Genomic DNA, 24,962 nt, shown 5'->3' on the forward strand with positions numbered 1-24,962 from the left:
AACACGCCTCGGCGAGCCTTGATCGGGCACGTCCCCCTTCCCCCATCACGCTCCGTGCGGGACGCTCGCATGTGGCGGTTCGCACAGTGTTTTTCTGGGGGACATCCCCAGACCCCCCGGTAGGAGGCATCACGTGGTCGACGCGGATCAGACATTCGTCATCGTCGGAGGAGGCCTGGCCGGCGCCAAGGCGGCCGAGACGCTGAGGGCGGAGGGCTTCACCGGCCGAGTGATACTGATCTGCGACGAACGCGACCACCCCTATGTGCGACCGCCCCTCTCCAAGGGTTTCCTGCTCGGCAAGGAGACCCGCGAGAGCGTCTTCGTGCACGAGCCCGCCTGGTACGCGCAGAACGACGTCGAGCTGCACCTCGGCCAGACCGTCGACGCGATCGACCGCACCGCGAAGACGGTCCGCTTCGGTGACGACGGCACGCTCGCCCACTACGACAAGCTGCTCCTCGCCACCGGCGCCGAGCCCCGCCGGCTGGACATCCCCGGCACCGACCTCGCGGGCGTGCACCATCTGCGCCGGCTCGCGCACGCCGAGCGCCTCAAGGGCGTCCTGGCCGCCCTCGGCCGGGACAACGGCCACATCGTGATCGCCGGCGGCGGCTGGATCGGCCTGGAGATCGCGGCGGCGGCCCGTGAGTACGGCGCGGAGGTCACCGTCGTCGAACCGGCGGCGACCCCGCTGCACGGCGTGCTCGGCCCGGAGCTGGGCGGTCTCTTCGCCGACCTGCACCGTGAGCACGGCGTCCGCTTCCACTTCGGGGCCCGGCTCACGGAGATCGTCGGCCAGGACGGCATGGTCCTCGCCGCCCGCACCGACGACGGCGAGGAGCACCCGGCCCACGACGTCCTCGCGGCGATCGGCGCGGCCCCGCGGACCGCGCTCGCGGAGGCGGCGGGGCTGGAGATGGCCGACCGCGCCTACGGCGGGGGCATCGCCGTGGACGCGCAGCTGCGCACATCCGACCCCGACATCTTCGCCGCCGGGGACGTCGCGTCCTTCCCGCACGGCCTGTTCGAGACCCGGCTGCGCGTCGAGCACTGGGCCAACGCGCTGAACGGCGGCCCGGCGGCCGCCCGCGCGATGCTCGGCAAGGACGTCGTCTACGACCGGGTGCCCTACTTCTTCTCCGACCAGTACGACCTGGGCATGGAGTACAGCGGCTGGGCCCCGCCGGGGACGTACGACGAGGTCGTGATCCGGGGCGACGCGGGCAAACGGGAGTTCATCGCGTTCTGGCTGCACGAGGGGCGGGTGCTGGCCGGGATGAACGTGAACGTGTGGGACGTCACAGAGCCGATCCAGAAGTTGATCACTGCGAAGGTCCCGGTGAACACGGAGGCGTTGGCCGACCCGCACGTCCCCCTGGAAAGTCTCGTCTCCTAGCCCGGCCGAGGGGTCGGCTCGTCCCAGGAGTGTCGGTCCACCCCCGTAGAATCACTCTGTGGCTGGGCGGATCAACGACGAGGACGTGAAGGCGGTTCGGGACGCGGTTCCGATCGACGCCGTCGTGTCCGAGTACCTCCAGCTGCGCAACGCGGGCGGCGGCAACCTCAAGGGCCTCTGTCCGTTCCACGACGAGAAGTCGCCGTCCTTCCAGGTCAGCCCCAGCAAGGGGTTCTTCCACTGCTTCGGCTGCCAGGAGGGCGGCGACACCATCACGTTCGTGATGAAGGTCGACCACCTCACCTTCTCCGAGGCCGTCGAGCGGCTCGCCGCCCAGGCCGGCATCACCCTGCGCTACGAGGAGGGCGGCTACAACCCCGCCCACCAGCGCGGCGAGCGCATCCGGCTGGTCGAGGCCCACAAGATCGCCGCCGACTGGTACGCGGAACAGCTCGCCACCGGCCCCGAGGCCGACACCGGCCGGATGTTCCTCGCCGAGCGCGGCTTCGACCAGGCCGCCGCCCAGCACTTCTCCGTCGGCTACAGCCCCCAGGGCTGGGACCACCTCACCCGCTTCCTGCGCGGCAAGGGCTTCACCGACAAGGAACTCCTCCTCTCCGGGCTCGCCCAGGAGGGCCGCCGCGGCCCCATCGACCGCTTCCGCGGCCGGCTGATGTGGCCCATCCGCGACATCGGCGGCGAGGTCGTCGGCTTCGGCGCGCGCAAGCTCTACGAGGCCGACAACGGGCCCAAGTACCTCAACACCCCCGACACGGCGATCTACAAGAAGTCCCAGGTGCTGTACGGCATCGACCTGGCGAAGAAGGACATCGCGAAGTCGTCCCGCGCGGTCGTAGTCGAGGGCTACACCGACGTCATGGCCTGCCATCTCGCCGGGGTGACGACCGCCATCGCGACCTGCGGCACGGCCTTCGGCGGCGACCACATCAAGATCCTCCGCCGGCTCCTGATGGACAACGGCAGCGCCCGCGTCATCTTCACCTTCGACGGCGACGCGGCCGGCCAGAAGGCGGCCCTGCGCGCCTTCGAGGACGACCAGAAGTTCGCCGCCGAGACGTACATCGCGATCGCCCCCGACAACATGGACCCCTGCGACCTGCGCCTCGCCAAGGGCGACGAAGCGGTCGCCGACCTCGTCGAACCCCGCACCCCGCTCTTCGAGTTCGCGCTGCGCCAGATCGTCGTCCGCTACGACCTCGACACCCCGGCGGGCCGCGCCGGCGCGCTCGACGAGGCCGCGCCCATCGTCGCCCGCATCAAGAACAGCGGCGCCCAGCACGAGGTCGCCGTCCAGCTCGCCGGGATGCTCGGCATCCTGGACACCCAGTTCGTCGTCAAAAGGGTTGCCCAGCTGGCCCGTTGGGCCCGCGACCGCGGCGGCAAGGGCCCCGCGCCCGCCCGCGGGCCCGGGGGCGGCGCCCAGCAGCCCTACGACGCCGCCCCCCGGCCCGTCGCGGGCGGCCCGGCCCTCAACCTCCGCAACGCCGTCTACGCCACCGAGCGCGAACTCCTCAAGCTCGCCCTCCAGCGCCCCGAACTCGTCGCTCCGGCCTTCGACGCGTACGGCGTGGACGAATTCACCGCCGCCCCCTACGCGGCCGTACGCCAGGCGATCCTGGACGCGGGCGGCGCCGAGTGGGGCGTGCAGGACGGGCACGAGTACCTCGTACGGGTCCGCGAGACCGCGCCCGACGACACGGTCCGCGCGATGGTGACGGAGCTCGCGGTCGAGGCGATCATGCGCCGCACGGTCGACGAGAACTACGCGGGCGAGCAGCTCGTGACCGTCCGCCGCAGGGCCGTGAACCGCCGGCTCACCGATCTGCAGTCCACGCTGACCCGCCTCGGGCACCTGGACCCGGCCCAGGCGGCCGCCGTCCAGAACGAGATGATGATCCTGACCAGGTACGACAGGGCGCTCCAGCACGAAGGCCCGTCCGCTCTCTGAACGTGTGGTCACGGACCGGCCGCAAAAAGTCACCGCACGCCCCTCGTGGCAGCGATGTGTCGTACTCCACACTGGGTTGCGGTGCCTGAGTCCTCGGAGCGCGGCCGATCCCGGACGGACAGCGGCGTGGCCGCCGACTCCGCCCCCGAAGTACCGCTGCTGCTCACCTCAGCAGCGATCATCCTGGAGGTCGCCCCCGTGCAGACCCAGACCCTCACCCAGACCGACAGCACTGCCGACAGCACGAACGCGAACGACGCCGCGGAAGCGGACGCCGAGACCGACGTCCTGGTCGCGGTCCCGCCGCAGAGCCGCGCCGCGCACCACCCGGAGACGCGGCCGGATCAGGAGAGCGGGCAGGAGGTCGGGCAAGAGACCGAGCCGGAGACCGAGCCGCCCGCCGAGGTCCTCGCGGAAGCCCCCGAAGAGGCCCCCGAAGAGGCCCCCGAAGAAGCCCCCGAGCCGGTCGCCCCGCCCCGCGCCCGCGCCACCGAGAGCGCCAGCCCGTCCTCCGACCTGTTCCGCCAGTACCTGCGCGAGATCGGCCGGATCCCGCTGCTCACCGCGGTCGAGGAGGTCGAGCTGGCCCGTCGCGTGGAGGCGGGCCTGTTCGCCGAGGAGCGGCTGGGCAGCTCGGCCGACCTGGACAGCGAGCTCGCGCTCGACCTCGACCGGCTGGTCGTCATGGGCCGGATGGCCAAGCGCCGCCTCATCGAGGCCAACCTGCGGCTCGTGGTGTCCGTCGCCAAGCGGTACGTCGGCCGCGGGCTCACCATGCTCGACCTCGTCCAGGAGGGCAATCTCGGCCTGATCCGGGCGGTCGAGAAGTTCGACTACGCCCGCGGCTACAAGTTCTCCACGTACGCCACCTGGTGGATCCGCCAGGCCATGTCCCGGGCGCTCGCCGACCAGGCCCGCACCATCCGCGTCCCCGTCCATGTCGTCGAGCTCATCAACCGGGTCGTGCGCGTCCAGCGGCGGATGCTCCAGGAGCGCGGTTACGAGCCCACCGCCGAAGAGGTCGCCGCCCAGCTGGACCTGCCCCCCGAGCGCGTCGGAGAGGTGCTGCGGCTGGCCCAGGAGCCGGTCTCCCTGCACGCCCCGGTGGGCGAGGAGGACGACGTGGCCCTCGGCGACCTCATCGAGGACGGCGACGCCGCCAGCCCCGTCGAGTCGGCGGCCTTCCTGCTGCTGCGCGAACACCTGGAAGCCGTGCTCTCCACGCTCGGCGAACGCGAGCGGAAGGTCGTCCAACTCCGCTACGGCCTCGCGGACGGCCGCCCGCGCACCCTGGAGGAGATCGGCCGCATCTTCGGCGTGACGCGCGAGCGGATACGCCAGATCGAGTCGAAGACCCTCAACAAACTCCGCGACCACGCCTTCGCGGACCAGCTGAGGGGCTACCTGGACTGAGCCGGGCCGCTCGCCGTCACCCGATGCGAGCGGCCCCACTCTCCACAGCGGCTAGTCGACCTCCGCCACCGCCTGCGCGAACTGTGCCTGGTACAGGCGCGCGTACGCCCCGTCCGCCTCGAGCAGGTCGCTGTGGGCGCCCTGCTCGACGATCGAGCCGTTCTCCATCACCAGGATGGTGTCCGCGTCCCGGATGGTCGACAGCCGGTGCGCGATGACGAACGAGGTCCGCCCGTGCGCCAGCTTCGCCATCGCCTTCTGGATCAGCACCTCCGTGCGGGTGTCGACGGAGCTGGTGGCCTCGTCGAGCACCAGGATCGTCGGGTCGGACAGGAACGCCCGCGCGATGGTGATCAGCTGCTTCTCACCGGCGCTGACCCCGCTGCCCTCGTCGTCGATCACGGTGTCGTAGCCGTCGGGCAGGGTGCGCACGAACCGGTCGGCGTGCGCGGCGCGCGCCGCCTCCTCGATCTCGCCCCGGGTGACCTCCCGCGACGCCCCGTACGCGATGTTCTCCGCGATGGTGCCGCCGAACAGCCAGGTGTCCTGGAGCACCATGCCGATCGTGGCGCGCAGCTCGTCGCGGGTCATCCGCGCGATGTCGACGCCGTCCAGGGTGATGCGTCCGCCGGAGACGTCGTAGAACCGCATGAGCAGGTTCACCAGCGTCGTCTTGCCGGCGCCCGTCGGGCCGACGATCGCGACCGTGTGACCGGGCTCCACCGTCAGCGACAGATCCTCGATCAGCGGCTTCTTGGGGTCGTACCGGAAGGACACGCCCTCCAGCGCCACCAGCCCGCGCAGCTCCTTCGGCCGCACCGCCTCCGTCGGATCCGCCTCCTGCTCCTCCGCGTCCAGGAGTTCGAAGATCCGTTCCGCCGAGGCGACACCCGACTGCACCAGGTTCGCCATCGACGCGACCTGCGTCAGCGGCAGCGAGAACTGCCGGGAGTACTGGATGAACGCCTGCACGTCGCCGATGGACAGCGTGCCGGACGCGACCCGCAGCCCGCCCACGACCGCCACCAGCACATAGTTGATGTTCGAGACGAACATCATCAGCGGCTGCATGACCCCGCTGTTGAACTGCGCCTTGAAGCCGGCCTCGTACAGCGCGTCGTTCTGCTCGGCGAACTGCTGCGCCGACTCCTGCTGGCGGCCGAACACCTTCACCAGCGTGTGGCCGGTGTACATCTCCTCGATGTGGGCGTTCAGCTTGCCGGTGGAGCGCCACTGCTGCACGAAGTGCGGCTGCGACCGCTTGCCCACGCGCGTGGCGACGACCGCCGACAGCGGCACGGTCACCAGCGCGACCAGCGCGAGCAGCCAGGACACCCAGAACATCATCGCCAGCACGCCGATGATCGTCAGCAGCGAGTTGACGAGCTGGCCCAGCGACTGCTGGAGCGTCTGCCCGATGTTGTCGATGTCGTTCGTGGCGCGGGAGAGCACCTCACCCCGTTGCCGCTTGTCGAAGTACGACAGCGGCAGCCGGGACAGTTTCGTCTGCACGTCCTCGCGCATCCGGAACATCGTGCGGTTGACGGCCCGGTTCACCAGGCGCGTCGCCACCGCCATCAGCAGACCGGCGATCAGGAACACCCCGAGCGTGACCAGCAGGATCTCGCCCACCGCGCCGAAGTCGATGCCCTTGCCCGGCGTGAAGTCGGTGCTGCGGAGCATGTCGGCGACGCTGCCGTCGCCGCGCTCGCGCATCGCGTCGAGGGCCTGCTCCTTGCTCGTCCCGGCCGGCATCTCCCGGCCGACGATGCCGGCGAAGACCAGGTCGGTGGCCTGGCCGAGAAGTTTCGGCCCGATCACGTTGAGGCCGACGCTGAAGACCACGCAGACCAGCATCACGTAGAGCGTGAGCCGCTCCGGCTTGAAATGGGCGAGCAGCCGCCTGCCGGACACCTTGAAGTCCAGCGAGCGGTTCTCGGGACCGGTGCCGGCCATCATGCGTCCCATGGGCCCGGCCATCAGGCAGCCTCCGCTTCCGTGAGCTGGGAGAGCACGATCTCCCGATAGGTCTCGTTGTCCGCCATCAGCTCGCGGTGGGTGCCGGCGCCGACGACCCGGCCCTCGTCCAGGACGATGATCCGGTCGGCGTCCCGGATGGTGGCGACCCGCTGGGCGACGATCACGACGGTCGCCTCGGCGGTCTCACGGCCGAGCGCCGCCCGCAGGGCCGCGTCGGTGGCGTAGTCGAGGGCGGAGAAGGAGTCGTCGAAGAGATAGATCTCCGGCCGCTGGACGAGCGTCCGGGCGATCGCGAGCCGCTGCCGCTGACCGCCGGAGACATTCGTCCCGCCCTGCGCGATGGGGGAGTCCAGGCCGTTCTCCAGCTTGCTGACGAAGTCCCTGGCCTGCGCCACCTCCAGCGCGTGCCACAGCTCCTCGTCGGTGGCGTCCGGATTGCCGTAGCGCAGATTGGTCGCGACCGTCCCGGCGAACAGATACGGCCGCTGCGGCACGAGCCCGACGGTCTTCGCGAGCAGCACGGGGTCGACGTCGCCGACGGCCACCCCGTCGACGAGCACCTCGCCCTCGGTGGCGTCGAACAGCCGGGGCACCAGCCCGAGCAGCGTGGACTTGCCGCTGCCGGTCGAGCCGATCACGGCCGTCGTCTCGCCCGGCCGCGCCACGAGCTCGACCGCCTTGAGGACGGGCTCCTCGGCGCCGGGATAGCGGAACCCGGCGCCCCGGATCTCCAGATGCCCGTGCCGGCGCAGCTCGGTGACGGCCGCCGTCGGCGGCACCACGGACGAGGAGGTGTCCAGCACCTCCTGGATGCGCTCGGCGCACACCTCGGCGCGCGGCACCATCATGAACATGAAGGTGGCCATCATCACGGACATGACGATCTGCATGAGGTAGGCGAGGAACGCGGTCAGATCACCGATCTGCATCCCGCCGCTGTCGATGCGGTGGGCCCCGAACCAGACCACCGCGATCGAGGACAGGTTCACCGTGGTCATGACCACCGGGAACATCAGCGCGAGCAGGTTGCCGGACTTCAGCGAGATGTCGGTGAGGTCGGCGTTGGCCTTCCGGAAGCGCTGCTCCTCGTACGCGTCCCGGACGAAGGCGCGGATGACCCGGTTGCCGGTGATCTGCTCGCGCAGCACCCGGTTCACGGTGTCCAGCCGCACCTGCATGGACCGGAACAGCGGCCGCAGCCGGCGCACGATCAGGGTGACGCAGATGCCCAGCGTGGGCACCACGGCGACCAGCACCCCGGACAGCGGCACGTCGAGGCCGAGCGCCAGCACGATGCCGCCCACGCACATGATCGGCGCGGACACCATGAGCGTGAACGTCATCAGGGCCAGCATCTGGATCTGCTGGACGTCGTTCGTCGTCCGGGTGATCAGCGAGGGCGCGCCGAAGTGGCCGACCTCACGGGCGGAGAAGGACTGCACCCGGTCGAAGACGCCCGCCCGCACGTCCCGGCCGAGCGCGGACGCGGTCCTGGCTCCGTAGTACACGGCGCCGATGTTGCACACGACCTGCGCCAGCGAGACGGCGATCATCACCCCGCCGAAGGACAGGATGTAACCGGTGTCCCCCTCGACGACGCCTTTGTCGATGATGTGCGCGTTGAGGGTGGGCAGGTAGAGGGTGGCGCAGGTCTGCAGGAACTGCAGCAGCACCAGCAGGGCGATGGGTTTCTTGTAGGGCCTGAGATAGGTCCGCAGAAGTCGTATGAGCACGCTACGTCTCTCGGAGTGGGGGCCAGGGGCATTGGTTGCCCCTGGCCCCCATCGTCGGACACTCCACCCGTGTTACCTCAACCGATTTAGCCGAGAGCAGTGTTTTCCGCGCCGGCGGTATCGCCCTATATGTGAAATGCCCCGGTATGGCTATATGCGAAAGGCTCCGGGATGGGTCTGCTCCCGCACCGACACGTACTGCTGCCGCACGGCCTGCCCCACGGCCAGCTCCTCGCCCGGGTCCAGTACCTGAGCCGCCGCCCCCTGCCAGGCCGGCGGGGTCCGCGGGTCCTGCGTCCCCTGCGACACCCCGAGCGCCCACGCGGCCTGCCGGGCCGCCCCGATCGCCGCGTAGTCCGCCGGCTGCGGTACGACCACCTGGACCCCGAACAGCGCCGGCGCCGCCGCCTGCACGGCCGCCAGCTCGGCCGCCGCCCCGAGCAGGAAGATCCGCCGCACGTCCACGCCCCGGCCGCGCAGCACGTCCAGCGCGTCCGCGAGCCCGCACAGCATGCCCTCGAAGGCGGCCCGCGCGAAGTGCTCGGGCTTCATCGACTCACGCCGCAGCCCCGCCAGCGTCCCGGCGGTGTGCGGCAGGTTCGGCGTCCGCTCGCCCTCCAGATAGGGCAGCATGACCAGCCCGTGCGACCCGGGCGTCGACTTCATCGCCAGGTCCGACAACGCCTCCAGATCGGCCGCGCCGACCAGCTCGGCGGCCCCGCGCAGGGTCCGTACCGCGTTCAGGGTGGTGACGACGGGCAGGTGCATGCCGGTCGCGTCCGCCAGCGAGGTGATCATCCCGCTCTGGTCGAAGAGCGCCTCGTGGTGCACGGCCATCACGGACCCGGAGGCGCCGAGGGACACGACCGCGTCGCCGAGCCCGATCCCGAGCCCCAGGGCCGCGGCCATCGTCTCGCCGGTGCCGGCCGAGATCAGCAGCCCCTCCGGCGTCGTACCGGCCGCGTCGGACGGTCCGATCACCTCGGGCAGCATCACCTGGTGGCCGAGCGCCAGCTCCACGAGATCGGGCCGATAACCGCCGGTGGCCGCCGACCAGTACCCGGTCCCGGAGGCCCCGCCGCGATCGGTGGTCCGCCGCACCGGCCGCCCGAGCAACTGCCACACCAGCCAGTCGTGGGCCTGGAGCAGGACGGAGGTCCGCGCGGCCGCGTCGGGCTCGCTCTTGGCCAGCCAGCGCAGCTTGGTCACCGGCTGCGGGGCCTGCGGCACGCACCCCACCGCCTGGGCCCACGCCTCGCGCCCGCCGAGCGCGTCGATCAGATCCGCCGCCGCGACCTGCGCCCGCTTGTCCCCGCCGACCATCGCCGGGCGCACGGTGTTGCCCTGCGCGTCCAGCGGGACGACGGCGTTCTGCTGCGAGGACACGCCGATGGCCTGCACGCCTTCGAGCAGCCCGCCGCCCGCGGCCTCGCCCAGGGACAGCAGCCAGGCCTGCGGATCGACATCCGAAGGCCGCGCACTGCTCTCCGCGCCCTCCATCGGATGCGGCGCGTATCCCTGCCGGAGCACGGCTCCGGTGTCCGCGTCGCAGACGACGATACGAGTGAAATCGGGCGAACTGTCCAGCCCGGCGACTATCCCCATAACGAAAATTCTGCCGCACGCGCCGCTCGGGTTTGGCCGCGGAGACCGCGGGAAGGGGTGCGCGACCGCGGGCACGGGCCCGTAGTGGCTGGTCGCGCCCGCGTGGCGCGGCGGCATATGTCACAGCCGCACGCCCGCCGGACGGGATTCCGCGCCTCCGTCGGCCTAGGTGTTGCTGGTGCCCCAGTCGTCCCCGCTCGCGCCGTTGACGTTGCGCTCGCGCAGGGACCGCACCCGCCCCGCCATCGATTCGGGCATCCGGTCGCCGACCTTCTCGCTGACCGCGTGGTACGCCTTGCCCGCGTACTGGCGGCCCTGCTGGGCGGCGGTCTCGGCGGTGTTGCGCACGGCGGGGTTCTGGGCGACCTGCCGCGCGGACTTCTTCAACTGCTCGTAGCGCTCGCGCCCGGCACGCGTGCCCAGCACGTAACCCACAGCCAGTCCGACGACGAACGTGAGCTTGTAGCGCATGACGGCCACCCTTCCCTCGTGACGGTCCCGGCCGTGACCTCGACGCCGGGGGGAACCGATTGGCGGAGCACCCCCCTGCTTGCGCTAATGTATGTGTCGCAGCGAGCGAGCGCTTCCTGGCGAATACCCAGGTAGGTACGATCGATGCAACGAGGCAATCCCCTGTAGCTCAATTGGCAGAGCAGCCGGCTGTTAACCGGCAGGTTACTGGTTCGAGTCCAGTCGGGGGAGCTTCGATCTCCTGTAGCTCAATTGGCAGAGCAGCCGGCTGTTAACCGGCAGGTTACTGGTTCGAGTCCAGTCGGGAGAGCAGCGTGAACGAGGACCCCGTGGGGGTCCTTTTTCATGTCGGCGGGAACCGTGCAGGCCAGAGGGGCAGTCCTCATGGTCGTGCAAGGTCCACCAGCCGAAGCGTGAGATCGTATGAGCGGCTATGCTGCGGCAGACGGCGCGCACACATGTACGCGACACGCCGCTATGGGGCGGTAGCTCAGCCGGTTAGAGCAGCGGACTCATAATCCGTCGGCCGTGGGTTCGAGTCCCACCCGCCCCACCTGCGCAGGCTCTTGACCTGCGGAAACGTTCATTTTTGGGTGTCGGGGCGTCAACTTTGCCTGAACGGACCGAATCCGCTGCTCGTGGGTTTGGTGCCACGCTGGTCTGTGTCGGCTGATGCCCTTCTGACCTGCATGGATGCGTAGCCGGTGAGACGTGTTCTGCTTGGCTCGGCTGCGGCAGGGCCAAGGGTTGAGGCCATCCTGAGGCCGAAGGTACCGGGGAAGTGCCGGGGAGGTGCTCGCCGGCGCGTCGTCTGCGTGTGGCTCAGGGCGTCTCGTGTGGTGGCCGTGCGGGACTGTCGCCCTGCGAGGAGCACGTCTGGCGAGGGTCCTGGGAAGCAAGGAAACGGCCCCAACAGAAAACGGCCCCGAGCGTGTAGCGGCTTGTGGAGGGCCGTGACAGTTCGGCCGTCAGCATCGCCGCGTAGATCACGAGATCTTCGGCAGCACCGGTCTGGGCGTCGTCCTTGGCAGGGTTGTAGGCGCCGATGGCTTGGGCGGTTCTGGGGGCTCCGGGGCCGTCGAGGCGCTGGGGCAGGGGCTCAGCACTTGGTGGCCCCGGAGCGAGGTCGGACTCGCCTACCAGCCGTTGCCGATCTGCTGGCGGGTGCTGAAGGCGGTGGCGGTGCGGGGGTAGAGCCACAGGATGCGGGTGGTGTCGTCTCGGACGATGACGTCGGGGTTGCCGTCGCCGTTGAAGTCGCCGATGCCGGCGAACGTGTAGCCGTTCCAGCCGCTGGGGAAGTTGGTGACCGGGGTGAGCAGGTCGTGCCCGATGTCGCCCGGGAACAGGCGCAGGGTGCGGCCGGGAGCCATGGCGACGATGTCGGGGTGGACGTCGGTGTTGAAGTGGGAGAGCGAGTAGGAGTCATAGGGCTTCGGCCTGTTCGCCGTGGAGATCCGGTCCACTGGCGAGCCGGCCGGGTTCACCGAGGGTACTGCCATTGACTCTGAAAAGCCGGGCGAGCAGGTCTCGAGTGCCGAGTTTGCGCAGGTAGAGCGCGGTGGCCAGGACTCTGTCGGCGGTGGTCAGCTTGTCTCTGGCTCCTGCGCCGCGAGCACGGATGCGTTCGCCTCCTCGCTACTGGAGTCGTCCTTGTTCGCGTAACTCATCCATTTTCCGGGTCAGTTGGTTGACAAGTTCATCCAGCACCGGTTCGGACGTGCCGGTCAGCTCCGGATTGCGCAGACACCCGGTGCAGGACTGCAGGTCCAGGACTTGGGCAGGTACATGAACTCGCGGCGGCAGGCGCCCATGCTGTCATCGACAGCCTTGGGGATATCGGCCGTGTGCTGGAATGCGTGAACTACCTTAATTCTTGGTGTAGTTGAGTGGAGTTGAACTCACGGGAAGGTCCAGAGGGAGGCATGGGGTGGCGGTGTTCGAGGCCCTGGAGCTGACAGACCCGCGGCGGGTGGGGCGCTACCGGATCGTGGCGCGGCTCGGCGCCGGTGGCATGGGGCAGGTGTATCTGGCGCGCTCGCCCGGTGGGCGGCCGGTCGCGGTGAAGACGGTGCGCCCCGATCTGGCCCGGGAGGGTGACTTCCGGCGTCGTTTCGCCCGTGAGGTGGCCGCGGCCCGGCGGGTCAACGGGTCCTTCACCGCCGGGGTGGTCGACGCCGACCCGGACGGCTCCCCTCCCTGGCTGGCCACCGTCTACGTGCCCGGCGTCTCCCTGGGGGAGGCGATCGCCGGGCAGGGGCCGTGGCCGGCCCGGCCGGTGCTGGCGCTGGGCGCCGGGCTGGCCGAGGCGCTGGAGGCCATCCACGCGGCCGGCATCGTCCACCGCGACCTGAAACCCTCCAACGTACTCCTCGCCGCCGACGGCCCGAGAGTGATCGACTTCGGCATCTCGGTGGCGAACGAGGCCAGCGCGCTGACCCACACCGGCATGACGATCGGCACCCCCGGCTTCATGTCCCCCGAACAGCTCACCGGCCACCCGGTCGGACCGGCCAGCGACGTCTTCGCCCTCGGCACCGTGCTGGCCTACACCGCCACCGGAGTCGGCCCGTTCGGCACGGGCACCCCCCACGCCCTGCACTACCGCGCCGTCCACGAACCCCCCAACCTCGCCCCCCTGCCGCCCGAGCTGCGCGAGATCGTGGCCGCCTGCCTGGCCAAAGACCCCGACCGTCGCCCCACCATCGCCCATCTGCTCGACCGGCTGACCCCCGCAGACGGCCCGGAGGACGGGGGCGGGGAGACGGCCGCCACCTTGCTGCTCAGCGAACCCGGCTGGATGCCCGACCAGGTCGCCCGGCTCGTCCAGGCACACGCCACCACCTCCCTGCCCCGGACCCCACCCACACCGCCCGGTACGACACCGACACCGTTACCGTCCACCCCGCCGCCCGCGATACCCGACCCCGCTACCCCGGCGCCCACCCCGTCCGCAGCACCCCCACCCCCGTCGGCCCAGCCACCCCGCACCGCGGAACAACACCACCCCATCCCCCCAACCCCACCGCGCCCCACCCCCGCCAGTCCCCTCCCGGCCGCAAGACAGCTGGACCGCGTACCCCTGCTGCACGGACCTTCCCCCAACCGCCGGGGCTCGATATCCCGGCGCGCCCTGCTCGGCCTGGCAGGCATCCTCACCGCCGGAGCCGGCCTCACCTCCTGGAAGATCCTCGCCGACAACGGCCCCGAACCACCTTGGAAGTTCCCCACCGGCGACGCCGTGTACTCGTCGCCGGCCGTGGCGGACGACGTGGTCTACGTCGTCGGCAACGACAACAAGCTGTACGCAGTGGACACGGCAACCGGTAAGGAGCGCTGGATCTTTGCCGCCAACGGCGTCGTGGACTTGTCCCCAGCCGTGGCCGACGGCGTGGTCTACGTCGTCGGCAGCACCGACGGCATCCTGTACGCGGTGGACGCCTCAACCGGTAAGAAACGCTGGGCCTTTGCCACCAGCGGCACCATGTATGTATCCCCAACCGTGGCCGACGGGGTGGTCTACGTAGTCGGCATCAGCAGCGACAATGCCGGTGGGCTGCACGCGGTGGACGCTACAACCGGCAAGGAACGCTGGACCTTTGCCGCCGTCCTGTATGCGTCCCCGGCCGCGGCCGACGGCGTGGTCTACATCTCCAACGGCTACGACGACCTGTACGCGATGGACGCCACAACCGGTGAGAAACGCTGGACCTTTGCCATCAGCGGCGTCGTGGACTCTTCCCCAGCCGTGGCCGACGGGGTGGTCTACTTCGGCAGCAGCGGCAACGACGGTGGGCTGTATGCGGTGGATGCCACAACTGGTAAGAAACGCTGGAGCTTTGCCGCCAACGTGTACTCGTCCCCGGCCGTGGCCGACGGCGTGGTCTACTTCAGCAGCAGCAGTGTCAACGAAGGCAAGCTGTATGCGGTGGACACCGCAACCGGTAAGAAACGCTGGACCTTTGACCTGGGCGCCGTCACGTATGACCCCAGCTCCATGACCTCGTCCCCAGCCGTGGCCGACGGCGCGGTCTACGTCGGCAGCAAGGACGGCAACCTGTATGCGGTGGATGCCGCAACCGGTAAGAAACGCTGGGCCTTTGCCACCAGCGGCCGCGTGTACTCGTCCCCAGCCGTGGCCGACGGGGCGGTCTACTTCGGCAGCACCGACGGCAACCTGTACGCGGTGCGGACGTGACAGCAGACGCCACGGCACGGATTCCATGCTGTGGCCTGTCCGCACGTCAGTACCGGCCACAGACCGAGTGACGGCGAAGGGTCGACCACCAGGAGAACCACCGCGAGGAGTGGCGGCTGGGCGAGGTCGCCTTCGACTTCGACGCCTGGCCGGACCTGCCCACCTTGCAGAGTGCCGAGCGACAGGAATCACCGCATCAACAAGCGGCCCTTTTCACTCGTAACTGACTGGCCACGTTCACGCGTACGGCGACAAAGTGCCGGGATTCATCGGCTGGCTCGGGCGGCGGCCGCCCCGTGGTAGCACCGGCGTGGAGCAGAACCGGAAAACCGTCCGGACCGGCCCCATCGACAGGGAACGGCCACGCACTCAGCATGGCCAGCAACCTCGAAGGGGACCTCATGTTCGACCGCCAGCCACTGCGCCGTCTGACCCGCACTGTCGTACAAGCCGCCGTCGTCGCCGCCACTGCAGTCGGCTTCGCCCCCGTTCAACTGTCCATCTGGTGGGCCACTCACCGGTAACGTCTCGGAATCGCCCGTCACCACGAAGTCCTCTGCACGCCTTCGTCAGGGGGCCTGACTTCGGGTTTCCTGCAGGACGGCTACGTAGATCGATACCGGCTACGTGCTGCTCAGACGTCTTGGCCAACGGGAAAGGCCAAAGAGGTTCCGCCTCTGATCACGGTGCAGAGCCTCCGCGGGCGGGCGGGCAGGCAGCGGTGACGGCCAGATGCTGGTGTGTCTGGTGCGTAGGCCGGGAGCGGGGGCAAGGGGACAGTCCGAAGGGGAAACGGCCCTACGGGGGGTACAGCCCTTTCGTGCCGTTGCGTCGGACTCCAGCACTGCCTCGGCGAAACATGGGGACGATTCTTGCCTTCGAGGCGTGCTGTCGAGCGCGGAGGTGACTGTGAGAACCGCGACCACTCCCACTATGACGTCAGTGGTGTATGCTGTCAGTGTAATAAATTGCAGATGGGGGACGCGTGCATGGTCTGGAAGATTGTCGTGGTCGAGCCGGCCCTTTCGTGGCTTCACGGCCTGCGCCGTACTGACCGCGACACGCTGATCCAGGTCAGCCAGGCTGTCACTGCCCTTCAAGAGGAAGGTCCCGCGCTGGGTCGGCCTCTGGTGGACACGATCAAGGGCTCGGTGCTGTCGAACCTCAAGGAGCTCCGTCCCGGCTCGGCGGCGGAGCAGGCGTACGCGGAGCATCTGAAGCGAATCGATGGAGAGGACGGGGAACGATGACTGATCACCTCAAGGACCCGCAGGCCGTCTCCTGGGACGACCTGGCCGAGGATTTCGCCTTCACCGATGCCGAGAAGGATCAGATCCAGAAGGGGGCGCAGGCGATGGTCCTGGCCTCCCGTGTCCACCGGCTCGCCGAGTTGCGGAAGCGGCAGCACACCACCCAGGTCCAGGTTGCCGAAGCCATGGGTGTCACCCAGGCCCGCGTCTCACGCATCGAGAAGGGGCAACTGGAGCGCAGCGAGGTCGAGACCCTCGCTGCCTACGTCAAGGCGCTCGGCGGCAAGCTGAAGATCGTCGCTGACTTCGGTGATGAGACCTACGTCCTCGGCTGACCCGATCGACACGCTGCGACCCAGGGTCATGCGCAGTCCGGTGGGCGGGATCGCCTCTTGATGTCGGGGATGATGTTTCCACCCCGGTGCCTGGGGTGGAAACATCACCGCTCGGTAAGGCACTCCGCTGTGCGCGGGTTCGATTCCCGTCCCTGAGCTGGTGCGATCGTTTCTCTGTCTCTTCAGCGCGATCCTGTCAGGCCTCATTGAGGCCGAGTTGAGGCCGCAAGGACAGGAACGGACTGACAAGGGCTGAGAAGCACCCGCATGGATAGCCTGATCTGACCTGCGAAAACGCCAAGGATGGGCATTGGTCGGCAAGGACCGCCAAGATCCTCAAAGGACTCATAATCCGTCGGCCGTGGGTTCGAGTCCCACCCGCCCCACCTGCACAGGCTTCTGACCTGCGGAAACGTTCATTTTTGGGTGTCGGGGCGTCAACTTTGCCTGAACGGACTGAATCCGCTGCTCGTGGGTTTGGTGCCACGCTGGTCTGTGTCGGCTGATGCCCTTCTGACCTGCATGGATGCGTAGCCGGTGAGACGTGTTCTGCTTGGCTCGGCTGCGGCAGGGCCAAGGGTTGAGGCCATCCTGAGGCCGGAGGTACCGGGGAAGTGCCCGGGAGGTGCTGGCCGGCGCGTCGTCTGCGTGTGGCTCAGGGCGTCTTATGTGGCGGCCGTCCGGGACTGTCGCCCTGGGAGGAGCACGTCCGGCGAGGGTCCTGGGAAGCAAGGAAACGGCCTTAGCCACGGCGAAGCCCCGGGGGCTCGGTGGCCGCTCCGGGGCTTCGTCGTGTGTCTGTGGGCGCCCGCGTGCGGGCACAGCTGTACACGGAGATCGTGACACTGGCCTGACCTGCGGTCAAGCGACCTTGACCGGAGCGCGCTTCGCGGCGTAGGCGGCGACGTCGTCGGCGCGGTACCAGGGCTGGCGGGGGTGCCGCCGGAGCGGGTGAGGTGGCCTCGGCGGACGAGTTGGCGGACGGTGGCGAGGTCGACGCCGAGGACGCGGGCGGTCTGGTGGGCGGTGAGGTAGCCGGGGCGAAGGGTCTGCGACTCCATGGCCCCGGTGTGGGGCAGCTCAGAGGGGCGGGTTGGCGCCTTGTCGGCTCTGGTACGGAAGGTCCGGGCGGATCTCGCGTAGGTGTTCTTCCCTGTACTCGATGCGCGGACTGCCGATGGCGGTGAAGCGGGCGCCGCACGGCTTGTCGAGAGGATCGGGTTCGCCGAAGCCCGGTGCGACGCGGTCGTGATGTGTGTCTTCCGGGAAGGCGCCATTGCGGCAGCGTCCGCAGGTTGAGGTGTTGCGGCCGATCCAGAGGGTCGCTGTCAGTTCTTCAGGCATGGGGTCATCTTCTCGCGGCGGTGTCGCTCCATTTGGGGTTTCAGTGGCCACAGTTCTCGGTCCGCCAGCCGCACTTGGCGCAGTAGGTGGGGACCAGCCTGAGGAGTCTGGTGATCACGTCTCGGCCACCTCCCCGGCGATGTGGACGTGGGTGTAGTTCGTCTGTCCGGGCGGTGCGCTGGTGTAGATCAACATCCCCTTCTGGCCTGCGAGAGGGGTCACGCTGACAAGCTCGTGATCTGTGCATTCGCGCCAGAAGGGGCGGGCCTCCTCTGGCGGGGGAGTGGCGGACGAATCGGATATGCGGCGTGCCGACCGGTACAGCGCCAGCCAGCTCACGCCCACCACGGCAAGGACGCCCACCGCTCGTCGACCGCGACGCGACGCCCGCGGCGACCTCGGCGAGGACGACGAGCACGCATCCGCCGGCCGCCCGGGACGGCTCGTCTTCGGCCGCCATCACAGGGCCGCGTACACGTGGTCGCCGAGCCGGTTCGCGGCGAGCGCGAGCGGCACCGCGGCGAACCCGGCCACGCCCGCGGACGTGCCGAGGGTGATGCCGCACTGCCAGCACCCCCCTCAGCAGCATCCTGCGCGGCAGCGCCCGCCGATCTGGTCCGGATGGATCGGTGTCCGTCGGGTGGCCGGGAAGCGTCGCACCTCCGGCGGCCCATACCGCGACGGCGAGCATGCCGCTTGCCCGGTAGGGGGTGCTGGCAGCATCTCCCACCGCCACCGTCGGCTGCCTAGCCTGTTGACGAGGTAGGCGGTGTCGGCCGGCTGCACCGACGATGAGGAACATGTCATGCAGTACACCCGTCTGGGCACCTCCGGACTGAAGATCAGCCGAGAAGGTGAGCGGCAGCATCGGGTGGTGGCCGTGGGCCTGGGAGCGCAGGAACACCGCGAGCGCCAGCACCGCCACCGCGAAGGCGGCGAGCACGGGGGCGTCGCGGAAGCCGTACTCGCCGCCCTCGATCAGCGCGTACGTCAGACCGCCCATCGCCAGGACCGTGCCGATCTGCCCGGTCCAGTCGAAGGGTGCGGGCCGCCGCGGGGAGCGGGCCACGCGGGTGAGCAGGCTCAGGGCGACGGCGCCGACCGGCAGGTTGATGAAGAAGATCCACCGCCAGTCCACGGCGCTGAGCGCACCGCCGAGCAGCGGTCCCGCGGCCGAGCCGACCGAGCCGCCCAGCGCCCAGAACCCGAGGGCACGGGCGCGATGGGCGGCGTCCGGGTACGCCTCGCGGATCAGGGCGAGGGTGGCGGGCATCATGACCGCCGCGCCCGCCCCCTGCACCAAGCGGGCCGCGACCAGGACGGGCAGCGTGGGCGCCAGGCCGCAGGCCGCCGAGGCGATCAGGAACAGCCCCATGCCCACGCCGAACGCCTGCCGGGCGCCTGTCCGGTCCGAGACGGACCCGGCGGACAGCAGCAGTGCGGCGAGCACCAGGGTGTAACCGTCGACGACCCTCCCCCAGAGGGGGCACCCCCAGCAGCCCGGTCATACCGCCGCCGAGATCGGCGCCGACGGTGGGCAGGGCCACGCTGACGATCAGCGCGTCCAGGGTGATGACGAAGAAGCCGAGCAGTGCGGCACCGAGCGCGAAGGCCGGGCCGGTGGTCCTGCCCCGGCCGGCCGGAGTGGTGGCGGCGCTGGCTCTCAGCGTGGGACCGGACCCTCGGGCGTTCCAGGCCGGGTTGTGCAGGGGTGTGGGATGCGGGGTAGTGACAGGGCCCCTCAGATGAGATGCGGGGGCGTCGGACGCCTGCCTATCGTCGAAACATGTCCCCCCTCACGCTCACTCTCAGCAACGGTGTGGAGATGCCCGCTCTCGGGCTCGGCGTCTTCCAGACACCGCCCGACGTCACGACCGCCTCGGTCGAGGAGGCCCTGCGCGTCGGCTACCGCCACATCGACACGGCCGCCGCCTACGGCAACGAGCGGGAGGTCGGCGACGGCATCCGCCGCTCCGGCCTCGCGCGCGACGAGGTGTTCGTCGAGACGAAGCTCTGGATCAGCGACTACGGCTACGACAGCGCGCTGCACGCCCTCGACAAGAGCGCGGGCAAGCTCGGCGTCGACCAGCTCGACCTGCTGCTGCTCCACCAGCCGCTGCCCACGGCCTTCGAGCGCACCCTCGACGCCTACCGGGCGCTGGAGAAGCTGCTCGCCGACGGCCGGGTACGGGCCATCGGCGTCAGCAACTTCATGCCCGAGCACCTGGAGCGGCTGCTGGCCGAGACGTCCGCCGTGCCCGTGGTCAACCAGATCGAAGTCCATCCCTACTTCCAGCAGACCGCGTTGCAGCGCCTGCACGGCCGGCACGGCATCCTGACCCAGGCGTGGTCGCCCATCGGCGGCATCACCTCCTACCGCGGCGGCGAGAAGCGGACCTTCGACGACCCGGTCCTGCTGGAGATCGCCGGGCAGCACGGCAAGTCGGCAGCGCAGGTGATGCTGCGCTGGCATCTGCAGGAGGGCCGCTCCGCGATCCCGAAGTCGGTCAAGCCCGCCCGCATCGCCGAGAACTTCGACGTCTTCGACTTCGAGCTGACCACCGAGCAGCTCGCCGCGATCGACGCGCTCGACACCGGCGTACGCGGCGGACCCGAGCCGGCCGCCATCACGCTCGAGGACCACGGCATCGAGATCCCCGAGGCGTGAAGCCGCTGTGCCGGCGGTGCGGTTCGCAGACACCTCCCCTCAGCACATCGCGTACCGCTGACCCCTGTCCTCACGTCACGGAAGAACCTCCGCCATGACCCGCACCACCCCTCTCACCGTCCTGGTCGTCGGTGCCACCGGCAGCGTCGGCACCCTCGTCGTCGCCGAAGCCCGCAGACAGGGCCACCAGGTGAAAGCCCTCGTCCGCGATCCCGGGCTCGCCCGAACCGTGCTGCCTCAGGACACTCGGCTCGTCACCGGGGACCTCACCGATGCCGACACCCTCAAGGAGGCCGTCGACGGTATCGACGCCGTCGTCTTCACCCATGGCTCCCACGGCGGGCCCGGCCAGGCGGAACTCATCGACTACGGGGCCGTCCGCAACACCCTGGCGGCACTGGGCAACCAGCCGGCGCGGATCTCGCTGATGACCGCGATCGGCGTCACGGGCCGCCCCAGGAACGCCGACGGCACCGTCCGCGACGACATGATCACCGACGCCCACGCCTGGAAGCGCCGCGGAGAACGCCTGGTCCGCGCCAGTGGGCGCCCGTACACGATCGTCCGCCCCGGCTGGTTCGACTACAACGCTCCCGGCCAGCTCGCCCTGACGATGCTTCAGGGCGACACCCGGCACGCCGGCAGCCCCAGCGACGGCGTCATCGCCCGTCGGCAGATCGCCCAGGTCCTCGTCTCCGCGCTCACCTCGCCCGACGCCGACCACAAGACCCTCGAACTCGTCGCCGAGCACGGGCCTGCCCCCTCCGACCCCGCCCCGTTGTTCGCCGGCCTCACCGCTGATGTGCCCGGCTCCCTCGACGCCGCCCTGGACAGCGCCAACATGCCACTCGACGCCGAACCCGCAGCCGTACGGCAGGACTTGGAAGCCGTCCGGCACGCCAACCCTTCTTAGGAACCCCCATGACAGAGAACATCACCGGCAAAGTCGTCGTCATCACCGGCGCCAGCAGCGGACTCGGCGCGGCGACCGCCCGGCACTTGACCGCACGCGGTGCCAAGGTCGTGCTCGGTGCCCGCCGGCTGGAACGGCTGGAGGAACTCGCCGACGAACTCGGCCTCGACCGCAAGGCGGTCGTGAAGACCGACGTGAGCGACCGCGAGCAGGTGAAGGCACTGGTCCAGCGGGCCGTCGACCTGCACGGCCGCATCGACGTCATGCTCAACAACGCCGGTCTCATGCCGCTGTCCCCACTGGAGATGGAGCGGTTCGACGAGTGGGAACAGGCCATCGACGTCAACATCAAGGGTGTCCTGTGGGGCATCGCGGCAGCCCTGCCGCACTTCAAGGAGCAGCGGTCCGGCCACTTCATCAACGTCTCCTCGGTGGCCGGACATGTCATCAGCCCCGGCGGAGCGATCTACTCGGCGACCAAGTACTCCGTGCGCGTCATCTCCGAGGCACTGCGCCAGGAGGTCAAGCCGTACGACATCCGCACCACGGTCATCTCTCCCGGCGCGGTGGACACCGAACTGCCCGCCTCGGTCAAGGCCGAAGGCGTCGCGGACGCGGTCGCCGGCCTCTATCAGGACTACGCCATCCCCGCGGACAGCTTCGCCCGCTGCGTGGAGTTCGCCATGAGCCAGCCCCAGGAAGTCGACGTCAACGAGATCCTGTTCCGTCCGACCCGGCAGCAGCGATGACCGGCTGAGCGTCCCCCGACCCAGCCAAAGGCCCTGTGCCCGGTCACGAGACGGGCAATCCGATGCGCCTCAACCACGCATCGACGGCAGCAGCGGCGTCCCGGACTTCCTCGCCGCGTACCGCGAGGCCCTCGGCGATCGTCGCGCCGGTGCAGGAGGCGGCGTAGTCGCGTGCGGTGGTGCCCAGGCCGCTCATGGCGTGGGTGGTGAACGGGACGACGGTTCTGCCGCGGAAGTCGAGGGCTTCGGTGAACGTCGTCATGATCATGGGAGCGCGGACGTTCCAGACGGGGCTACCGAGCAGGATCGTGTCGTAACGGTCGATGGAGGCCAGCGGGTTGGCGACCGCCGGACGTGCCTCGCTGTCCTGCTCACGGACGTTGCGCCGGACAGTGGCGTCGTAGCCGGCCGGATAAGGGTCCGCGGCCTGGACGCGGTGGACGTCGCAGTCGATCCGGTCCGCGATCATGCGGGCCAGGACCTCGGTGTTGCCGACCTCGATGTTCCGGCGTCCGCCGTTGTAGTAGTTCTCGCCCGGCCGGGAGAAGTAGGCCAGCAGGACGGTGCGGGCACCCGGGGCGGGTGTGCCGGACCGCTCGGCGGACTCGGATTCGTCCGGACGCGGTGAGGCGGGGGAGGCGGAACAAGCACCGATCGCGGCACCTGCCGTCATGGCCGTTCCTCCTGTGAGCAGGCCGCGGAGCACTGTGCGGCGAGGGGTATGGCTCATCGCCGGTGCTCGCTCTGGGTAGTCATGGAAAGCCTCTGTCGAAAGCTGATGAAGGATGGGGCGGTCGGCTTGCCTGCTCGGCGCGCCGGAGAACCGGGGCCGGTGTGCGGGGATGCGCCATGAGCGGCAGAGCCCCACACCGACCGAGCACGTGTGCGTTCCGACTCAGCCGTCCACGCGTCGCGCGCTGAGCCACTGGACCATCGCCGGGTCGCGGTGGTCGAAGAACAGCGAGCCGCCGGTGTCCAGGGTGGCGATGACCGACATCTGTTCGTCGGTGAGCTCGAAGCCGAAGACGTCGAGGTTCTCCGCCATGCGCTCGGGCCGGACCGACTTGGGAATCGCGACAACGCCCCGCTGGACCAGCCAGCGCAGCACCACCTGGGCCACGGACTTGCCGTGCCGCTTGCCGATCTCGCTCAGCAGCGGGTTGGCGAACAGGTCGTTCCTGCCCTCGGCGAATCCGCCCCAGGACTGGATCCGGACCCCGTGCTCGCGCATCAGGTCCTGGTAGTCGGCGCGCTGGAAGAACGGGTGGGTCTCGATCTGGTTGACCGCCGGGGTGATCTCGTTGTTGATGATCAGGTCGAGGAGCCGGTCCGGGTAGAAGTTGGCGACGCCGATCGCCTTGGCCCGGCCCTCTCGTTTCAGCGCCTCCATGGCACGCCACTGGCCGTACACATCGCCGTAGGGCTGGTGCATCAGGTACAGGTCGACGTGGTCCAGGCCGAGCTTGGCCAGCGACGTCTCGAACGCCCGCTTGGTGTTCTCCTCGGCGGGCGCGTCCTGGACCCACAGCTTGGTGGTGACGAAGAGCTCCTCGCGCGGGATGCCGCTGTTCTTGATGGCGCGGCCGACGGCCTCCTCGTTCTCATAGGAAGCGGCCGTGTCGAGCAGCCGGTAGCCGGCCGCGAGGGCCTCGGTCACGGCCTGTTCGGTCTGCTCCGCCGGGATCTGGAAGACGCCGAAGCCGAGGATCGGCATGTCGACACCGTTGTTCAGGGTGACGCTCTGCATGAGGGGTGCCTTTCGAGCGGGATGCGGGTGTGGAGCGCGGGGCGGATGTCGGCCGACGCTCGAACACGGGCGGGAGGTCTGTACGCGACCGGTGTGAAGCCCGCCGGAATTCACCTTCGCGCTCTTTCGCCGCCGGTGGCAGGCCGAGCCGTGCCAGGGGGTGGCGAGCCGGGTAGTGACAGGGCCCCTCACATCCCCGCCACGCAGGTCAGAGCGGTGTGACACTGAAGGGCATGGCATCTGAGCAGAGCAGTGACGGCGGCGCCGAGCTGGGCCGGTTCCTGCGTGCCCGCCGCACACAGACCGCACCCGAACAGGTCGGCCTCACGGCCGGCACCGGCCTTCGCCGCACCCCCGGCCTGCGCCGCGAGGAGCTGGCCACCCTCGCCGGGATCAGCATCGACTACTACGTACGCCTGGAACGCGGCAAGGAGACCCGGCCCAGTCCCTCCGTCGTCGACGCCCTCGCCCGCGCCCTGCAGCTGGACGACGCCGAGCACCAGCACCTGCGCGAGCTGGCCGCCCGCGCCGCGCGGTACGCCCCCGAGCCGCCGCCCGCCCCGAGCCGGACCGTGCGCCCGCATCTGAAGCTGCTGCTCGAGACGATGCGTCCGAGCCCGGCGTACATCGTCAGCCGCAGCATGGACCTGCTCGCCTCCAACCCCGGCGGCCTCGCCCTGTACGCGGGCCTGGACGACTGGCCCTCCACACAGCGCAACCTCGCCCGGTACTTCTTCCTGCACCCCGCGGCCCGCGAGCTGTTCCCCGACTGGGACATCCAGACACGCGCCTGCATCGCCCGGCTGCGCGCCCTGGCCGGCACCGCCCCCGACGCACCCGACCTCACCAGCCTCGTCGGCGAACTCGTGCTCAAAAGCCCTGACTTCGCCAGGCTGTGGGAGCGCTACGACGTCACAGGCCGCAAGGCCACCCGCAAGACGTTCCAGCATCCACAGGTCGGCGCGATCACCCTGGCCGCCCAGTCCATGGAGCTGGACGGCACACCGGGCCAGCGCCTCGTCGCCTACGCCGCCGAACCCGGCACCCCCGACCACGATGCCCTGCTCCTGCTGGACATGACCGCTCCCGACCCGGGCCCCGGCAGGCGGCCGGCCAGGAACGACGTGCCGCAGCCGCGCGCACTGCCCTGATCCGGCAGCGGGACCCCGCGCTGATACACGCCCCCGA

The 24,962-nt window shown here is 69.8% G+C and carries 19 protein-coding genes, 3 tRNA genes and 2 pseudogenes; 14 read left to right on the top strand and 10 right to left on the bottom strand.

The features are described 5' to 3' along the window. Positions 1 to 133: 133 nt before the first annotated feature. From ACWD4O_RS13135 to ACWD4O_RS13145, 3 genes are all read left to right on the top strand, one after another. On the top strand, positions 134 to 1,399 hold the full coding sequence (locus ACWD4O_RS13135) for an NAD(P)/FAD-dependent oxidoreductase (RefSeq protein WP_451279774.1): 1,266 nt from the start codon (positions 134 to 136) through the stop codon (positions 1,397 to 1,399). Between the two features lie 58 nt (positions 1,400 to 1,457). After that, positions 1,458 to 3,368, top strand: coding sequence for a DNA primase (gene dnaG / locus ACWD4O_RS13140; RefSeq protein WP_451279775.1), 1,911 nt, complete (start codon positions 1,458 to 1,460; stop codon positions 3,366 to 3,368). 81 nt (positions 3,369 to 3,449) lie between these two features. After that, on the top strand, positions 3,450 to 4,781 hold the full coding sequence (locus ACWD4O_RS13145; protein ID WP_451279776.1) for an RNA polymerase sigma factor: 1,332 nt from the start codon (positions 3,450 to 3,452) through the stop codon (positions 4,779 to 4,781). 51 nt (positions 4,782 to 4,832) lie between these two features. On the opposite strand, the gene ACWD4O_RS13150 is transcribed toward ACWD4O_RS13145, so the two are convergent. The 4 genes from ACWD4O_RS13150 to ACWD4O_RS13165 all read right to left on the bottom strand — a co-directional run bounded on the left by ACWD4O_RS13150 (position 4,833) and on the right by ACWD4O_RS13165 (position 10,570). Next, positions 4,833 to 6,761: an ABC transporter ATP-binding protein gene (locus tag ACWD4O_RS13150; RefSeq protein ID WP_451279777.1), complete on the bottom strand. Its 1,929-nt coding sequence runs from the start codon at positions 6,759 to 6,761 to the stop codon at positions 4,833 to 4,835. Continuing rightward, complete coding sequence (locus ACWD4O_RS13155) at positions 6,761 to 8,494, bottom strand: ABC transporter ATP-binding protein (protein WP_451279778.1); 1,734 nt, start codon at positions 8,492 to 8,494, stop codon at positions 6,761 to 6,763. Before ACWD4O_RS13155 ends, ACWD4O_RS13150 begins: the two co-directional genes overlap by 1 nt. Positions 8,495 to 8,644: 150 nt before the next feature. Further along, complete coding sequence (locus tag ACWD4O_RS13160) at positions 8,645 to 10,099, bottom strand: FGGY family carbohydrate kinase (protein WP_451279779.1); 1,455 nt, start codon at positions 10,097 to 10,099, stop codon at positions 8,645 to 8,647. A 165-nt stretch (positions 10,100 to 10,264) separates the two neighbouring features. Continuing rightward, positions 10,265 to 10,570, bottom strand: coding sequence for a YtxH domain-containing protein (locus ACWD4O_RS13165; protein WP_451279780.1), 306 nt, complete (start codon positions 10,568 to 10,570; stop codon positions 10,265 to 10,267). Positions 10,571 to 10,728: 158 nt separating this feature from the next. On the opposite strand from ACWD4O_RS13165, the gene ACWD4O_RS13170 reads away from it, so the two are divergent. From ACWD4O_RS13170 to ACWD4O_RS13180, 3 genes are all read left to right on the top strand, one after another. After that, a tRNA-Asn gene (locus ACWD4O_RS13170) sits at positions 10,729 to 10,801 on the top strand. 6 nt (positions 10,802 to 10,807) lie between these two features. Then, a tRNA-Asn gene (locus ACWD4O_RS13175) sits at positions 10,808 to 10,880 on the top strand. A 169-nt stretch (positions 10,881 to 11,049) separates the two neighbouring features. Next, positions 11,050 to 11,123 (top strand) — tRNA-Ile (locus tag ACWD4O_RS13180). 583 nt (positions 11,124 to 11,706) lie between these two features. Here ACWD4O_RS13180 and ACWD4O_RS13185 read toward each other — a convergent pair. Beyond that, a complete protein-coding gene (locus tag ACWD4O_RS13185) occupies positions 11,707 to 12,072 on the bottom strand; it encodes an FG-GAP repeat domain-containing protein (protein WP_451279781.1) in 366 nt (121 codons plus the stop codon). Further along, a pseudogene (locus tag ACWD4O_RS13190) lies at positions 12,059 to 12,337 on the bottom strand (ISAzo13 family transposase); the annotation flags it as partial. The gene ACWD4O_RS13185 and the pseudogene ACWD4O_RS13190, both read right to left, overlap by 14 nt. A gap of 163 nt (positions 12,338 to 12,500) precedes the next feature. Here ACWD4O_RS13190 and ACWD4O_RS13195 point away from each other — a divergent pair. The 4 genes from ACWD4O_RS13195 to ACWD4O_RS13210 all read left to right on the top strand — a co-directional run bounded on the left by ACWD4O_RS13195 (position 12,501) and on the right by ACWD4O_RS13210 (position 16,353). Next, on the top strand, positions 12,501 to 14,768 hold the full coding sequence (locus ACWD4O_RS13195; RefSeq protein WP_451279782.1) for an outer membrane protein assembly factor BamB family protein: 2,268 nt from the start codon (positions 12,501 to 12,503) through the stop codon (positions 14,766 to 14,768). A gap of 374 nt (positions 14,769 to 15,142) precedes the next feature. Further along, complete coding sequence (locus tag ACWD4O_RS13200) at positions 15,143 to 15,292, top strand: hypothetical protein (protein ID WP_451279783.1); 150 nt, start codon at positions 15,143 to 15,145, stop codon at positions 15,290 to 15,292. A 465-nt stretch (positions 15,293 to 15,757) separates the two neighbouring features. Continuing rightward, positions 15,758 to 16,018, top strand: a complete 261-nt coding sequence (locus ACWD4O_RS13205; RefSeq protein ID WP_451279784.1) for a hypothetical protein — start codon at positions 15,758 to 15,760, stop codon at positions 16,016 to 16,018. Then, positions 16,015 to 16,353, top strand: coding sequence for a helix-turn-helix domain-containing protein (locus ACWD4O_RS13210; RefSeq protein WP_351908877.1), 339 nt, complete (start codon positions 16,015 to 16,017; stop codon positions 16,351 to 16,353). The genes ACWD4O_RS13205 and ACWD4O_RS13210 overlap by 4 nt, the downstream gene beginning before the upstream one ends. Before the next feature lie 1,080 nt (positions 16,354 to 17,433). Here ACWD4O_RS13210 and ACWD4O_RS13215 read toward each other — a convergent pair. Both ACWD4O_RS13215 and ACWD4O_RS13220 read right to left on the bottom strand, forming a co-directional pair. After that, positions 17,434 to 17,697, bottom strand: a complete 264-nt coding sequence (locus tag ACWD4O_RS13215) for a hypothetical protein (protein ID WP_351908901.1) — start codon at positions 17,695 to 17,697, stop codon at positions 17,434 to 17,436. Between the two features lie 40 nt (positions 17,698 to 17,737). Further along, positions 17,738 to 19,364 (bottom strand): annotated as a pseudogene (locus ACWD4O_RS13220) (MFS transporter). 119 nt (positions 19,365 to 19,483) lie between these two features. Between ACWD4O_RS13220 and ACWD4O_RS13225 the strand changes: the two are divergent. The 3 genes from ACWD4O_RS13225 (at position 19,484) to ACWD4O_RS13235 (ending at position 22,027) form a co-directional block, all read left to right on the top strand. Beyond that, positions 19,484 to 20,365 carry an aldo/keto reductase gene (locus ACWD4O_RS13225; protein ID WP_451279785.1) on the top strand — a complete coding sequence of 294 codons (882 nt, stop codon included), beginning with the start codon at positions 19,484 to 19,486 and terminating at the stop codon, positions 20,363 to 20,365. A 94-nt stretch (positions 20,366 to 20,459) separates the two neighbouring features. After that, complete coding sequence (locus ACWD4O_RS13230; protein ID WP_451279786.1) at positions 20,460 to 21,278, top strand: SDR family oxidoreductase; 819 nt, start codon at positions 20,460 to 20,462, stop codon at positions 21,276 to 21,278. 8 nt (positions 21,279 to 21,286) lie between these two features. After that, entirely contained in the window at positions 21,287 to 22,027 is a 741-nt protein-coding gene (locus ACWD4O_RS13235) for an SDR family oxidoreductase (RefSeq protein ID WP_451279787.1), read from the top strand. Between the two features lie 43 nt (positions 22,028 to 22,070). On the opposite strand, the gene ACWD4O_RS13240 is transcribed toward ACWD4O_RS13235, so the two are convergent. Next, on the bottom strand, positions 22,071 to 22,700 hold the full coding sequence (locus tag ACWD4O_RS13240) for a flavodoxin (RefSeq protein ID WP_451279788.1): 630 nt from the start codon (positions 22,698 to 22,700) through the stop codon (positions 22,071 to 22,073). Between the two features lie 222 nt (positions 22,701 to 22,922). After that, positions 22,923 to 23,774, bottom strand: coding sequence for an aldo/keto reductase (locus ACWD4O_RS13245; protein ID WP_451279789.1), 852 nt, complete (start codon positions 23,772 to 23,774; stop codon positions 22,923 to 22,925). 233 nt (positions 23,775 to 24,007) lie between these two features. On the opposite strand from ACWD4O_RS13245, the gene ACWD4O_RS13250 reads away from it, so the two are divergent. Beyond that, positions 24,008 to 24,925 (top strand): helix-turn-helix transcriptional regulator, encoded by a 918-nt coding sequence (locus tag ACWD4O_RS13250; protein ID WP_451279790.1) that lies wholly within the window; start codon positions 24,008 to 24,010, stop codon positions 24,923 to 24,925. Positions 24,926 to 24,962: the final 37 nt, after the last annotated feature.

The organism is Streptomyces sp. NPDC002623 (assembly GCF_053592635.1).

What these genes read in the sequence shown, in the direction of transcription:
- ACWD4O_RS13160 (WP_451279779.1), bottom strand. Translation starts at nt 10,099, where the DNA reads ATGGGGATAGTCGCCGGGCTGGACAGTTCGCCCGATTTCACTCGTATC.
- ACWD4O_RS13210 (WP_351908877.1), top strand. Translation starts at nt 16,015, where the DNA reads ATGACTGATCACCTCAAGGACCCGCAGGCCGTCTCCTGGGACGACCTG.
- ACWD4O_RS13185 (WP_451279781.1), bottom strand. Translation starts at nt 12,072, where the DNA reads ATGGCAGTACCCTCGGTGAACCCGGCCGGCTCGCCAGTGGACCGGATC.
- ACWD4O_RS13250 (WP_451279790.1), top strand. Translation starts at nt 24,008, where the DNA reads ATGGCATCTGAGCAGAGCAGTGACGGCGGCGCCGAGCTGGGCCGGTTC.
- ACWD4O_RS13215 (WP_351908901.1), bottom strand. Translation starts at nt 17,697, where the DNA reads ATGCCTGAAGAACTGACAGCGACCCTCTGGATCGGCCGCAACACCTCA.
- ACWD4O_RS13165 (WP_451279780.1), bottom strand. Translation starts at nt 10,570, where the DNA reads ATGCGCTACAAGCTCACGTTCGTCGTCGGACTGGCTGTGGGTTACGTG.
- ACWD4O_RS13230 (WP_451279786.1), top strand. Translation starts at nt 20,460, where the DNA reads ATGACCCGCACCACCCCTCTCACCGTCCTGGTCGTCGGTGCCACCGGC.
- ACWD4O_RS13245 (WP_451279789.1), bottom strand. Translation starts at nt 23,774, where the DNA reads ATGCAGAGCGTCACCCTGAACAACGGTGTCGACATGCCGATCCTCGGC.
- ACWD4O_RS13240 (WP_451279788.1), bottom strand. Translation starts at nt 22,700, where the DNA reads ATGACGGCAGGTGCCGCGATCGGTGCTTGTTCCGCCTCCCCCGCCTCA.
- ACWD4O_RS13225 (WP_451279785.1), top strand. Translation starts at nt 19,484, where the DNA reads ATGTCCCCCCTCACGCTCACTCTCAGCAACGGTGTGGAGATGCCCGCT.
- ACWD4O_RS13200 (WP_451279783.1), top strand. Translation starts at nt 15,143, where the DNA reads ATGGCCAGCAACCTCGAAGGGGACCTCATGTTCGACCGCCAGCCACTG.
- ACWD4O_RS13150 (WP_451279777.1), bottom strand. Translation starts at nt 6,761, where the DNA reads ATGGCCGGGCCCATGGGACGCATGATGGCCGGCACCGGTCCCGAGAAC.
- ACWD4O_RS13235 (WP_451279787.1), top strand. Translation starts at nt 21,287, where the DNA reads ATGACAGAGAACATCACCGGCAAAGTCGTCGTCATCACCGGCGCCAGC.
- ACWD4O_RS13205 (WP_451279784.1), top strand. Translation starts at nt 15,758, where the DNA reads ATGGTCTGGAAGATTGTCGTGGTCGAGCCGGCCCTTTCGTGGCTTCAC.